Origin of the sequence: Kitasatospora sp. NPDC087271 (assembly GCF_044744605.1) — a bacterium.
In the GTDB taxonomy this organism is placed as follows: domain Bacteria; phylum Actinomycetota; class Actinomycetes; order Streptomycetales; family Streptomycetaceae; genus Kitasatospora.
In genome coordinates this window covers 55,027-68,021 of sequence record NZ_JBIUYQ010000026.1, presented here as the reverse complement: position 1 = coordinate 68,021, position 12,995 = coordinate 55,027, and the positions used below count along the sequence as shown (strand labels likewise).

The following is a 12,995-nucleotide window of genomic DNA, read 5'->3' as shown; positions in this document are numbered from 1 at the left end:
CTGGCGCCGATGCGCCGTCGGCGGACCCGCGACCCCTCGGGGACGGCGGGCCCGCCTGCGGCGCGTCCTACGGTTCAGGGCCCTCGGCGAAGGGCCCTCAGAGGGCGTCCGGCCCGCGCTCTCCGGTCCGGACCCGGACGGCGGTGTCGACCGGGACGCTCCAGACCTTGCCGTCGCCGATCTTGCCGGTCCGGGCGGCCTTCACCAGGACCTCGATCAGCTCGTCGGCGTCCTCGTCCTCGACCAGCACCTCGATTCTGACCTTGGGGACCAGGTCCACGGTGTACTCGGCGCCCCGGTAGACCTCGGTGTGGCCGCGCTGGCGGCCGTAGCCGCTGGCCTCGGTGACGGTCAGGCCGTGCACCCCGAAGGCCTGTAGGGCGGCCTTCACCTCGTCCAGGCGGTACGGCTTGATCACGGCGGTGATGAGCTTCATCGGGCGTCGACCTCGGTCTTCTCGGTGGGCTCGGCGGTGGTCCTGTCTGCGGCCTTCCCAGCGGCCGTGGCGGCTGGCTCGGCGGAGGGCTCGGCGGCGGCCTTCCCGGCGGCGGGCCTCTCCGCGGACCTCGCGGCCGCCGCGGCGCCGACCAGGCCCGGCAGGGCCCGCGCCAGGCCCGCGCCCACCGCGCTGAAATCGTAGGCGGACTCGGCGTGTTCGGCCTGGTCGATGCCGCCCACCTCGACCTCCTCGGCGACCCGGAAGCCGACCGTCCTGTCGATCGCCTTCGCCAGCAGCCAGGAGAGGACGAAGGAGTACGCGGCGACCACGGCCACGCCCATCGCCTGCTTGCCGAGCTGCGCCGGCCCGCCGCCGTAGAACAGGCCCTTGGCGGTCTGGCCGACCCCGCCGGTGGCGAACAGGCCGATCAGCAACGAGCCGATCGCGCCGCCCACCGCGTGCACGCCGACCACGTCGAGCGAGTCGTCGAAGCCGAGGCGGTACTTGAGGCCGACCGCGGCGGCGCAGACCGCGCCGGCGACCAGGCCGATCGCCACCGCGCCCAGCGGGCTGACCGAGCCGCAGGCCGGGGTGATCGCGACCAGGCCGGCCACCGCGCCGGAGGCGGCGCCCAGCGTGGTGAACGCGCCGTGCCTGAGCTTCTCGTAGACCAGCCAGCCGACCAGCGCCGCACCGGTGGCGACCTGGGTGTTGACCATCGCCATCGCGGCGACGCCGTTGGCGGCCAGCGCCGAGCCCGCGTTGAAGCCGAACCAGCCGAACCACAGCAGCCCGGAGCCGAGCATCACCAGCGGCAGGCTGTGCGGGCGCATCGGGTCCTTCTTGAAGCCGACCCGCTTGCCCAGCACCAGGCAGAGCGCGAGGCCGGCCACGCCCGCGTTGATGTGCACGGCCGTGCCGCCGGCGAAGTCGATCACGCCGTTGCGGTCGCCCAGCCAGCCGCCGTGGCCGCCGTCGAAGAAGAACACCCAGTGCGCGACCGGGAAGTAGACGACGGTCACCCAGAGCGCGATGAACAGGCCCCAGGCGCCGAACTTGGCCCGGTCCGCGATCGCGCCGCTGATCAGCGCCGGGGTGATGATCGCGAACATCAGCTGGAAGGTGGCGAACGCGGTGACCGGGATGGTCCCGGTGAGGTCGTTCAGGCCGATGCCGCGCATCCCGAGGAAGTCCAGGTTGCCGATGAGGCCGGCGAAGGAGTCGGGTCCGAAGCTGAGCGAGTACCCGTAGAGGACCCAGAGCACGCTGACGATGCCGAGCGAGAGGAAGCTCATCGCCAGCATGTTCAGGGTGCTCTTGGCCCTGACCATGCCCCCGTAGAAGAAGGCCAGGCCCGGGGTCATCACCATGACCAGGGCCGCACTGATGAGCACGAAGGCGGTGTCGCCCGCGCTGAAGCCGTCCGGCATCGGCGTCTCCTCTGCGTGGAAGCCGATCCAAACCCGGATTACCCGTCCCGTGCCACCCGGGGTGTCGGCGATGAAGAGGAGAGTGCCGAAGGCTGGTTTCGGCCGGTGCGGCCCGTTGTTTCGCGGCCGTGACGCGTACGACGCGTGGGTTACGCCTTCGTGAACGGCGGCCGTGCCGCAGGGCCGAACGGGTTACCGTGCCGCCGAACGGGACGGCCGGTGGCACGACGGCCACCGACCGTGACGGCGGCGGCCGTCACGGTCGGCGGGGTCCTCGGGCCGGATCCGCGGCCCACGGGCTCGGGGTGCTCAGACCACCGAGACGTACTCGGGGATGTCCTGGACGACGCGCTCCTTGAGCCGGCTCACCGCGTCCACGCCCTTGAACCGGGCGGCCGCGGCCTCGGTGGTCTTGCGGACCCGGGAGTTCAGCCGCTCCGAGCGCACCTTGGTGGCGATGTCCACCGCCTGCTCGGCCATCACCGCGGCCTGCTCGGCCTCCCGCTGCAACAGGTGGACGCTGGCCATGCCGATCAGGTTGAAGGCGTACGAGCGCACGTGGTCGCCGTCCTGGCGGAACAGGTCGACCGCGCGCTCCATCACCGGCGCGGACATCGAGGCGTACAGCTGGGCGTTGTCGGAGTGGTACGCGAGGTCACGGAAGGAGTGCGCGTTCTCGGCGTTCAGCTCGGCCGGCGAGAAGAACTTCAGCCAGTCCGGCTCCTCCTCCCCCTCGCGGATGTCGGTGAAGGTGTCCTCGGCCAGCCGGACGGCCCGGGCGCAGCGGTTCACCTCGCCGATGGTGGCGTAGGCGCGCGCCTCCATCGCGTACAGCAGGGACTGCTGGCGCGCGCTGGCGGTGTCCCGGCTGCCGTACTGCGCCAGGTGGATCAGTTCCAGGGCGTCCTCGCCCCGGTTGAGGTGGATCATCTGGCGGCTCATGTCGGTGAGGATGAGTGCGCCGAACGGGCGGTCCCCGGCCTCCTTGGCGGCGTGCAGGGCCAGCACGTAGTACTTCTGCGCGCTCGGGTGCATCCCGACGTCGTACGACATCCACCCGGCCAGGTGGGCGAGTTCGGCGGTGAGCCGGAACAGCCGCCGGGTGGTGTTCTCGTTGTACGTCTCCTGGAGCAGGTCGGTGACCTCGTGGAGCTGGCCGACGACGGCCTTGCGGCGCAGCCCGCCGCCGTTCTGCGCGTCCCACTGCCGGAACATGACCGTGGTCTGCTCCAGCAGTTCGAGCTCGGGCTCGGACAGCCGGCCGGTGAACGGGTCGCCGCCGTTGGCCGCGGCGAGGATCGGGGTGGGGGCGCCGGTCGGGCCGGGGGTGAGCCAGCGCTGCATCGGCTCGATCAGCGCGGCGCCGGCGGTCAGCGCGAGCGAGGTGCCGAGGAAGCCCCGGCGGTTGAGCATCAGGTCGCTGCGGGAGTAGTCGCTGATCAGCTGGACGGTCTGCGGCGCGCTCCACGGCAGGTCGACGCCGCCGCCCACGGTGGAGACCGGGATCGCGGCGCGCAGGCCGAGGTCCTCGATCGAGACCACCGAGCCGAAGCGCTCGGAGAAGAGCTCCGACATGATCTTGGGAATCGGCTCGCGGGGCTGTTCGCCGTCGAGCCATCGGCGCACCCGCGAGGTGTCGGTGGACACGTGGTGGGCACCGATCTGCCGGGCCCGGCGGTTGACCTGACGGGCCAACTCGCCCTTGGACCAGCCGCTGCGGGCGAACCAGGTGGTCAGCTTCTCGTTGGGTTGCTTCTCTGCCATGGGAACGTCCCCATCCCGCCCGGCCCCCTCGGGGCCCCGATCGTGACGCCCGACGGTTTCGGGCCCTTGCCAGACGTACCGTGCCTGAGGTGTCGCCGTACCACGCTCTCGCACTGGTGTGCCATCGTTACGGACGGACCGTCAGATTCCCAACTCCCGCGCCCTGGCGGACCGGAGTCGATTCCACGATGACGTCCGTGTGCTGAACGTAATGCCCCGCGCGGCGCCCACGGGAGCGGCCCTGGCGAAACGCCACCTTTCGCCACCCCCACGAGTGAACCGAAGCCACGGCCCACGCGCTTCACTAGGAAGTCCGACGGCCCGGCACATGCGGGCCGCCAAGGCCTCCGGCGAAACCCGGCAGCCCCGGCAACCCACCGCAGTCACAGGCGAGTTCGACGCCCACCCTGATCGGCGGCCGCCTCGCCCACCCCACGATCCGGCATCGGTGCCGCCAGCCACAAGGCGGCGCCCGAGGCGCACCACCACGACAGGCGCACACCGGGCGCTGCACGCCGCCACCGCACAACGCACCACGCAACGGACAATCAACACACAGTCACCATCCCGTAACCATCGGCGACGGGAACCTGTTGGGGGAGGCATGGACAACCTGTTCGGCGAACTTCGACTGGGACACCTGCGGTTGACGCCGCTGGGCGCGCGCCGCCGCACCAAGGTCACCGCGTCCCAAGCCGCCGCGGAGTACACCGGCCGCTGGGGCTGGACGGTCGCCACCGGCGCCCCGGCCGGCTCCGCCACCGCCCCGACCCGCTGTCCCTGCGGCTCCGACCGCTGCGCCGCGCCCGGCCTGCATCCCGTACCGGGCGGCGAGGACCGGTCCCGGGAAGCGGGCGCCGGGGGCTCGGTGCTGTTCCCCACCGGCCGCGCCTTCGACGTCCTGGACGTCCCCGAGCAGGCCGGACTACAGGCGCTGGTCCGGCTGGAGCGGATGGGCACCCAGGTCGGCCCGGTGCTCGCCCCGCCCACCGGCCGGCTGCAGTTCCTGGTCGCCGCCGGCGCCGCCCGCCGGCTGCCCGACCTGCTCTACCGGATGGGCTGGGACGACGCCGCGCTCGACCTCACCTGCCACGGCGAGGGCAGCTACGTCGCCGCCCCGCCCACCGTGCTCGGCGCGCTCGGCCCGGTCCGCTGGCTGCGCCGCCCCACCCGCGACAACGCCGGCTGCCCGCCCGAGGCCCGGCTGCTGCTCGGCACCCTCGCCTACGCCTGCCACCGCGGCCGCGAGCGCACCGCCGAACCTGCCTGGCTCGCCTCGTAGGCCTCCGCGCGCCCCGCACGTCTCGGCGTGCGCCCCTCCAGCTCGGCGCGCTCCTTTGCCTCGGCACGGTCCTCCGGTCCCGGGCACCCCGCCGGCCCCCGGGCGGCAACGCGAAAGGGCCCGCCCCTCGCGGAGCGGACCCTTCGTGCGTACGGGGCCTCAGTCCCCGATCAGCGCGTCCACGAACGCGCCCGGCTCGAACGGCGCCAGGTCGTCCGCACCCTCGCCCAGGCCGACCAGCTTGACCGGCACGCCCAGATCGCGCTGGACCGCGACCACGATGCCGCCCTTGGCGGTGCCGTCCAGCTTGGTCAGCACGATGCCGGTGATGTCGACCACCTCGGCAAACACCCGGGCCTGGATCAGGCCGTTCTGGCCGGTGGTGGCGTCCAGCACCAGCAGCACCTCGTCCACCGGGCCGTGCTTCTCGACGACCCGCTTGACCTTGCCCAGCTCGTCCATCAGGCCGGTCTTGGTGTGCAGCCGGCCGGCGGTGTCCACCAGCACGGTGTCGGCGCCCTCGGCGATGCCCTCCTTGACCGCGTCGAACGCGATCGAGGCCGGGTCACCGCCCTCCGGGCCGCGCACGGTGCGCGCACCGACCCGCTCGCCCCAGGTCTGCAGCTGGTCGGCGGCGGCGGCCCGGAAGGTGTCGGCGGCGCCGAGCACCACCTTGCGGCCGTCGGCGACCAGGACGCGGGCGAGCTTGCCGGTGGTGGTGGTCTTGCCGACGCCGTTGACGCCGACCACCAGGACCACGGCCGGCCCCTCCGCGTGCTTGGTGGAGCGGACGGTGCGGTCGGAGTCCTTGCCGATCAGCTCGACGAGCTCCTCGCGCAGCAGCGCGCGCAGTTCGTCGGGCGTCCGGGTGCCGAGCACCTTCACCCGGGTGCGCAGCCGCTCGACCAGCTCCTGGGTGGGGGCCACGCCGACGTCGGCCGTCAGCAGGGTCTCCTCGATCTCCTCCCAGGTGTCCTCGTCCAGGTGCTCGCGGGAGAGCAGCGAGAGCAGTCCCTTGCCGAGCGAGTTCTGCGAGCGGGAGAGCCGGGAGCGCAGCCGGACCAGTCGGCCCGCGGTGGGCTCGGGGACCTCGACGGCGGGTGCCGTCTCGGCCTCGGCGGCCTCGACCTCGACCTCGGTCGGGGCCGTGGCCGGGGCTCCGGTCGAGGCTTCGGTCGGAGCCTCGGTCTCGGGGAGCTGCACCTCCTCGACGGTGCGGCGGGGCTCCTCGGTCGGCGGCGCGGCCTCCTCGCCGACCTGGGGCTCCTGCGGGGTGGTCGGCGGCGCCGTGATGACCGGCGACTGCGACTTCGGGGGCAGTTGCTGGCGTCGTCTGCCGGAAACGACGAGGCCGGCGATCGCGCCGATGGCGACCACGGCGATGACTACGGCAAGGATCACGTATTCCACATAAATCTCCTTCTCGGGATCCCACGACAGAGTGATCCTTCGGTCACCGACGCACGGAGCGTCGCCGCCTCCCTTACGCTGACCGCTGTGCCGTGCGGCACCGGTCAGGGCTTGGCCGTCATGAGGTCGTCAAACGGCTGAACGAGAAGCCCCCTCGCGAGCGAGGGGGAGGAGTCACAACCGCTCCAGTATCCGTGATCGGAGCGTCCGGGAGCATCTGCCCGGGCCAGGCCGGTGGATCAGTCTGTCGGCCCGGAGACAACAGCCTCCTCGCGCCGCCGAGGAGGCATCGGGCTCGCCCTCCGCTCCCGGTGCCCCTCGCGCAGCCGCTGGCTGATCACCTGCGAGATGCCGTCGCCCTTCATGGTCACGCCGTAGAGGGCGTCCGCGGACTCCATGGTCAGCTTCTGGTGGGTGATCACGATCAGCTGGGAGCTCTCCCGCAGCTCCTCCATGATCCCGACCAGCCGGCGCAGGTTGGTCTCGTCGAGCGCCGCCTCCACCTCGTCCATCACGTAGAACGGACTGGGCCTGGCCTTGAAGATCGCCACCAGCAGTGCCACCGCGGTCAGCGAGCGCTCGCCGCCGGACAGCAGCGACAGCCGCTTGACCTTCTTGCCCGGCGGGCGAGCCTCCACCTCGACGCCGGTGGTGAGCATGTGGTCGGGGTCGGTCAGCACCAGCCGCCCCTCGCCGCCGGGGAACAGCCGGGCGAAGACGCCCTCGAACTGGGCGGCGGTGTCGTGGTACGCCGAGGCGAACAGCTGCTCGACCCGTTCGTCCACCTCCCGGACGATGTCCAGCAGGTCACGCCGGCTGCGCTTGAGGTCGTCCAGTTGCTCCCCGAGGAACTGGTGGCGCTCCTCCAGCGCCGCGAACTCCTCCAGCGCCAGCGGGTTGACCTTGCCCAGTTGCTGGTACGCCTTCTCGGCCGCCCTGAGCCGCTTCTCCTGCTCGGCCCGGTCGTACGGGCGCGGCTCGCCCGGCTCCCGTCCTTCTTCCGGGGTCGACGGCGGGACGGGCTGGTCCGGCCCGTAGGTGGCGAGCAGTTCGCCGCCGTCGATGCCGAACTCCTCCAGCGCCCGGGCCTCCAGCTGCTCGATCCGCAGCCGCTTCTCGGCCCGCAGCACCTCGTCCCGGTGGCCGGCGTCGACCAGTTTGTCCAGTTCCTCCTTGAGACCGCGGCCGTGCTCGCGGTGCGCCCGCAGTTCGGTCTCGCGCTCGGCGCGCGCCTGCTCGACCGCCGCCCGCCCGGCGTCCGCGCGGGACAGCGACACCTCCAGGCAGGCCAGCAGCTGTCGGGCGCCCGCCGCGACGGCGTTCGCCACCCCGGCGTCGTGCTCGGCGCGTCGACGGCGCTCGGCGGCCCGAGCGCGCGCCTCGCGCTCGGCGCGGGCGGCCCGGTCCAGCTGGTCCGCCCGGCCGGCGAGCGCGCGGACCCGCTCCTCGTGGGTGCGCACCGCGAGCCTGGCCTCCAGCTCGGCCTGCCGGGAGCCGGTGGCGGCCTCGGCCAGCCGTTGCTGCTCGGCGGTGTCCGGCTCGTCCTCTCCGGCGTCCTGCGAGTCCTCAGCCGCGGCCAGGCGTTCGGCCAACTCCTCTGCGGTGGCGAGGAGTTCCTCCAGACCCTGGTCGGCCCGCGCGGCGGCGGCGGACAGCCGCTCGGCCTCGCCGGCGGCGGCCCTGGCCTGCCCGCCGAGGCGGCCGAGCGTGCCCGCCACCTGGGCGCGCTCCTTCTCCTGCCGCCGCCGCTGCTCGGCTAGTTGCTCCACGGCGGCGGCCGACTCACTTCGCTGCTCGGCGAGTTCGGCCAGGCGTCCGGCCGACTCGGTGCAACGGAGGGCGAGTTCGGCGATCGCCCGGGCGGTCTCCTCGACCGCCGCCCGGATCTCCAGCAGGCTCGGCACACCGTCGGAGCCGCCCTGCGCGAAGTCGGCGCCGAGCCGGTCCCCGGCGGCGGTGACGGCGGTCAGCCCGGGGTGGTCGGCGACCAGCCGCAGCGCCTCGTCGAGGGTGTCGACGACCGCCACCCGGGCCAGCAGGCCCCGCACGGCACCGACCAACCCGGCCGGCCCGTCGACGAGTTCGGCGGCCCAGCGGGCTCCTTCCGGCAACTCTCCGACGCCGGCGAGCGGTTCACCGGCACCCCCGATCGGCAGCGCGGCCCGGCCGGCACCCTCGATCAGCAGCGCGGCCCGGCCGGCGTCCTCGGCACGCAGCAGCCGCAGCGCCTCGGCGGCGGTGCCGGGCGAGTCGACGGCGACCGCGTCGGCGGCCGCGCCGAGCGCCGCCGCCACCGGCACCTCGTACCCGGGGGCGATCCGCAGCAGCGCGGCCGCGGGGCCCCGCAGTCCGCTCAGCCGCTCCCCCGCGTCGAGCAGGGCGCCGGTGCCGTCCTTGCGGCGCAGTCCGAGGGAGAGCGCCTCGTGCCGCGCGGTGAGCCCGGCCCGTTCGCGCTCGGCGGCGCCGGCCGACTCCCGGGCGGCGGCGAGGTCGCGTTCGACGGCGGCGAGCCGCTCCCGGGCCTCCTGGTGGGCGGCCTCGGCCCGCTCGTCCTCCCCGGCGGGGCCGCCGACCTGCCGCTGGAGCTCCTCGTACTCGGCCTGCGCGGCCTCGGCCCGCAGCAGCGCCTCGCCGCCGGCCTCGGTCAGCCGGCCGATCTCGGCTTCGGCGGAGGCCGCCTTGGAGCGGGCGGCGGCGGCCTGCCCCTGCAACCGGGCCAGGCCCTCCCGGCGGTCCGCGACGGCCCGGGCGGCGTCCCGCAGCCGGCGCTCCTCGGTGGCCAGCCCGCGCTCCAGTCCACTCCTGCGTTCGACCGCCTCGGCCAGCGCGTACTGCGCCTCCTCCAGCGCCTCGGCCAGCGCGGCCTCGTCCTCGCGGACCCGCGCGGCCTCCCGCTCCAGTTCCTCGGGATCGCGGCCGCGCCGCTCCTCAGCCTGCCCGCCCGAGGCGGCGTGCCGGGCGCGGGCCTCGGCCAGCCCGATGGTGCCGCGGGTGCGCTCGGCGAGCGCGGAGAGCCGGTACCAGGTCTGCCGGGCGGCCTCCAGGCTCGGGCCGAGCTGCTGGACCTGCGCCTCCAGCACGGCCTCGCGCTGGACGACACCGGCCAGCTCCTGCTCGACGGTGGTGCGGCGCAGCCGCAGTGCCAGCTCGTCGGCGATCTCGGCCTCGACGGCCTGCCGGAGGGCCAGCAGGTCGTCGGCGAGCAGCCGCAGCCGGGCGTCGCGCAGGTCGGCCTGGATGCCGGCGGCGCGGCGGGCGATCCTGGCCTGCCGGCCGAGCGGTCCCAGCTGGCGGCGCAGTTCGGCCACCAGGTCCTGGACGCGGTTGAGGTTGACCTGCATCGCGTCCAGTTTCCGCAGCGCCTTCTCCTTGCGCTTGCGGTGCTTGAGGACGCCGGCCGCCTCCTCGATGAAGGCGCGGCGGCCCATCGGGTCGGCGTGCAGGACGGAGTCCAGCTGGCCCTGGCCGACGATGACGTGCATCTCGCGGCCGATGCCGGAGTCGGAGAGGAGCTCCTGGATGTCCAGCAGGCGGCAGGTCTCGCCGTTGAGCGCGTACTCGCTGCCGCCGTTGCGGAACATGGTCCGGGTGATGGTCACCTCGGAGTAGTCGATCGGCAGGGCGCCGTCGGCGTTGTCGATGGTGAGGCTGACCTCGGCCCGGCCGAGCGGGGCGCGCCCGCTGGTCCCGGCGAAGATGACGTCCTCCATCTTGCCGCCGCGCAGCGACTTGGCGCCCTGCTCCCCCATCACCCAGGACAGCGCGTCGACGACGTTCGACTTGCCGGAGCCGTTCGGGCCGACCACGCAGGTGATGCCGGGCTCGAAGCGCAGGGTGGTGCTGGAGGCGAAGGACTTGAACCCGCGCAGCGTCAGACTCTTCAGGTGCACGCGGCCGGTCTCCTCGTCGCTCGCCAGGGCCCAGGGCCTGTCGTCAACGGCGACTGTATCCCCGGCGGGCCGCGAGCCCCGGGCCCGGACACGACGAAGGGACGCCACAACCGGGCGTCCCTTGCAAGCTGCGTCCCTTTCGGAGCGGCTCAGTGCACAGCGGCGTCGATCTGCGAGGACCGGGCGGGACTCAGGTGAGAGCCGGCTCCCGCTGATCCAGATCGATGCTGTTGAGCAGCGAGTGCCCGTCAGCGACAGCGGCGAGCGCGTCGTTCTCGGCCTGCATCCGAAGGAGCTCGGATTCAAGGTCCTGGACGCGCTGCTGAAGCCGTCGCATCTCGGAGAGCATTCGCGGGTCGGGGCCGCCGACGTACCCGAGAAGCGCCTTTGCCATGATGAATGGTCCTCCACGCTGAGTGACCGAACCGGAACGGTACAGGTCTAGGGGGAAGGGGGACGCACGCGCGGCGCGTCACCGGTAGTGCTGGCTGGGCACTTACGGCACAACCATCGTGAGCTGGGCTCACGAGGGCAGACGCCTGCCGGGAAAACGCGGTCGTGTGCGCGGGTTTCCAGCGTCTCACCAAAGACGGAAAGGGTCAACACGATCACCGCACGCTACCGCGACCCTGTCACCTGCCTGGCGGTGTCGTCACGCCTGGGGGCCTCGGGCCGGGTCCACCAGCTGCTCGTGGATCATCGTTCGATGCGGAGTCAACCACGAGTCTGCCCGAATGGCAACCGCATGACACCAGCAGTTGCGGATCAGTTCCGGCCCGCGCGGGTGTGGCCGGGCTCAGCGGATCTCGAAGCCCTCGTAGCCGGGGCCCACGGCCGTCCAGATCTCGGTGACGCCGCTGACCTCGCCCGGGGTGTCCGGGCCGCGCAGCAGGTCCAGCAGCAGTTCGCAGTCGGCGGCCAGGCCCTCGGCGACCACCTGCACCCGGCCGTCCCCGAGGTTGCTCGCGTAGCCGGTCAGGCCGGTCTCCAGCGCCCGTGCCCTGGTCCACCAGCGGAACCCGACCTGCTGGACCTTCCCCCGGACCCAGGCGGTCACCCGGACCGGTTCCTCACTGTGGGCGTCGCGACCGTGCATGCCCCGAGCCTAACCAACGCGACGGACGGTCACAGGTCCACGGGGCCGTCGACCACGCGGAGCGGCCCCGCCGGAGGAAGTCCGGCGGGGCCGCAGGGGTGTCGCGGTGGAGCTCAGCGGGTCACCAGTCGCCGCCGCCGAAGTCCCCGCCGCCACCGAAGTCCCCGCCACCGAATCCGCCGCCGTCGCCGAAGCCGCCGCTGAAGTCGGAGGAGTTGAAGTCGGCGCCGGTGAAGTCGCCGCCCTCGTGCTGGTCCTGGTAACCCTGGTCCATCATCGGCGCCGCGGCGTAGGCCGGGCTGCTGATCATCGAGCCGAGCATGGTACCGACCAGCAGGCCCGGCAGCAGGCCGCCGCCGAATCCGCCGAAGTAGCCGCCCGCCCAGGGGGCGTAGGCCGGGCCGGCGTTCCAGTACGGCTGCGGGCCGTGCTCGGTCTCGACGGTGCGGATGGCCGGGTCGAGGCCGGAGGCCAGCCGGTCCGCGTCGGACCGGCAGACCGGGACGGTGCGGGCGGCGCCGTCGGCCGGGGCCCAGTCGACGTCCTTGACCGACGGGCCGTGGCGCGGGTCGAAGAAGCACGGGGGACGGCGCTCGGGCACCGGGCGCTTCTCCCGCCGGGCGGCCAGGGTGGCCAGCGCGAACCGGCCGTCCTCCAGTGCCTCGGTGACCGGCTTGACGTCGTCCGGCCGCTTGGCCTCGTCCATCAGCCGCTTGGCCTTCTCGTACGAGTCCAGGGCGTGGGTGTAGTCGGTGCGCTGGGTGTCGTCGGCGTCGGTCGCGGCCGGGTTGAAGTCGAGCCGGTCCAGTTCCTCGCCGAAGGCGGTGATGTCCTCGTCGACCACCCGGCGCAGCTGCTCCAGCTCGGCCCGGGCCTGCTCCTCCTTGCGCGTCTTGGCGCGGCGGAAGAGGAGGAAGACGCCGGCGCCGGCCAGCGCGAGCAGCACGACCGGGATGACCACCCAGGCGATCGAGGTGCTGTGGTTCACCCCGGTGCCCTTGGCCTGCGGGGCGGCGCTGTCGACGAACTCGTTCAGGGTGGCGTCGATGTCGCCGTTGTGGGAGCGGAAGGCGGCGCCGGCGATCCGCTCGGCGCTGCCCTGCGACATCGCGCCGCGGTCTGCCTTGGCCGCGAACTGGTCACCGCGCCAGATCGCGTAGGCACCGTCGATGCCGACCTTGGTGCGCAGGTCGTTGAAGACGGTCCGCTCGCCGTAGGGGGCGCTGGCCGGGACGACCGCGACGAAGATCGGCTTGTCGGCCTTCTTGATCTTCTCGGTCAGGGCGTCGGCCTGGCTCTGGCTGAATCGGCCGGTCATCGCCGGGTCGACGTAGACCCGCCCCTGCTTCAGGGTGGAGGCCGCGTCGTCCAGGCCGCCCGCGGCCGAGGCCGCCGGTGCGAGCAGGAGCAGCAGCCCCAGCAGCGCCGCCACCAGGGCAAGCGGCCCGGCGCCCCGGGAACGTCGTGCAAGGGTTCTCATGCCCTCGACGCTACCCCGACGGGCGTCGAGGCACGGCATACCCTTCGCATACTGGTAGTGACAGGATTCCCCGCCGACCGCCGGGGCCGCACCCCTCCTCGGGGATGATGTTTCCCCCACTCGCCCCTGATGCGGGCGGTGCGCGGGAACCGCGGCCGGCGCCCGGACGTACGTCCCGGCGGGCCCAGGGTGTTCCGGGCGGTG

9 protein-coding genes are annotated in these 12,995 nt (G+C 73.3%); 1 reads left to right on the top strand and 8 read right to left on the bottom strand.

From position 1 onward, the window contains the following. Positions 1-97: 97 nt before the first annotated feature. From ACIO9K_RS31740 to ACIO9K_RS31730, 3 genes are all read right to left on the bottom strand, one after another. Positions 98-436, bottom strand: a complete 339-nt coding sequence (locus tag ACIO9K_RS31740; RefSeq protein WP_063347683.1) for a P-II family nitrogen regulator — start codon at positions 434-436, stop codon at positions 98-100. After that, entirely contained in the window at positions 433-1,869 is a 1,437-nt protein-coding gene (locus ACIO9K_RS31735) for an ammonium transporter (protein WP_400335021.1), read from the bottom strand. The genes ACIO9K_RS31740 and ACIO9K_RS31735 overlap by 4 nt, the downstream gene beginning before the upstream one ends. Positions 1,870-2,178: 309 nt before the next feature. After that, positions 2,179-3,633, bottom strand: coding sequence for a hypothetical protein (locus ACIO9K_RS31730; RefSeq protein ID WP_350882914.1), 1,455 nt, complete (start codon positions 3,631-3,633; stop codon positions 2,179-2,181). A 604-nt stretch (positions 3,634-4,237) separates the two neighbouring features. Here ACIO9K_RS31730 and ACIO9K_RS31725 point away from each other — a divergent pair. Next, positions 4,238-4,915 (top strand): bifunctional DNA primase/polymerase, encoded by a 678-nt coding sequence (locus ACIO9K_RS31725; protein WP_363585732.1) that lies wholly within the window; start codon positions 4,238-4,240, stop codon positions 4,913-4,915. A 159-nt stretch (positions 4,916-5,074) separates the two neighbouring features. On the opposite strand, the gene ftsY is transcribed toward ACIO9K_RS31725, so the two are convergent. From ftsY to ACIO9K_RS31700, 5 genes are all read right to left on the bottom strand, one after another. Next, the gene (gene ftsY / locus ACIO9K_RS31720) at positions 5,075-6,325 is read right to left on the bottom strand and encodes a signal recognition particle-docking protein FtsY (RefSeq protein ID WP_363585731.1); all 1,251 of its coding nucleotides are present in this window, start codon (positions 6,323-6,325) and stop codon (positions 5,075-5,077) included. Positions 6,326-6,564: 239 nt separating this feature from the next. Then, positions 6,565-10,215, bottom strand: a complete 3,651-nt coding sequence (gene smc, locus ACIO9K_RS31715; protein WP_400335018.1) for a chromosome segregation protein SMC — start codon at positions 10,213-10,215, stop codon at positions 6,565-6,567. Between the two features lie 190 nt (positions 10,216-10,405). Next, the gene (locus ACIO9K_RS31710) at positions 10,406-10,609 is read right to left on the bottom strand and encodes a hypothetical protein (protein WP_063347689.1); all 204 of its coding nucleotides are present in this window, start codon (positions 10,607-10,609) and stop codon (positions 10,406-10,408) included. 402 nt (positions 10,610-11,011) lie between these two features. Further along, positions 11,012-11,311, bottom strand: a complete 300-nt coding sequence (locus ACIO9K_RS31705) for an acylphosphatase (RefSeq protein ID WP_350882923.1) — start codon at positions 11,309-11,311, stop codon at positions 11,012-11,014. Between the two features lie 121 nt (positions 11,312-11,432). Next, positions 11,433-12,791, bottom strand: coding sequence for a hypothetical protein (locus ACIO9K_RS31700; RefSeq protein ID WP_363624906.1), 1,359 nt, complete (start codon positions 12,789-12,791; stop codon positions 11,433-11,435). Positions 12,792-12,995: the final 204 nt, after the last annotated feature.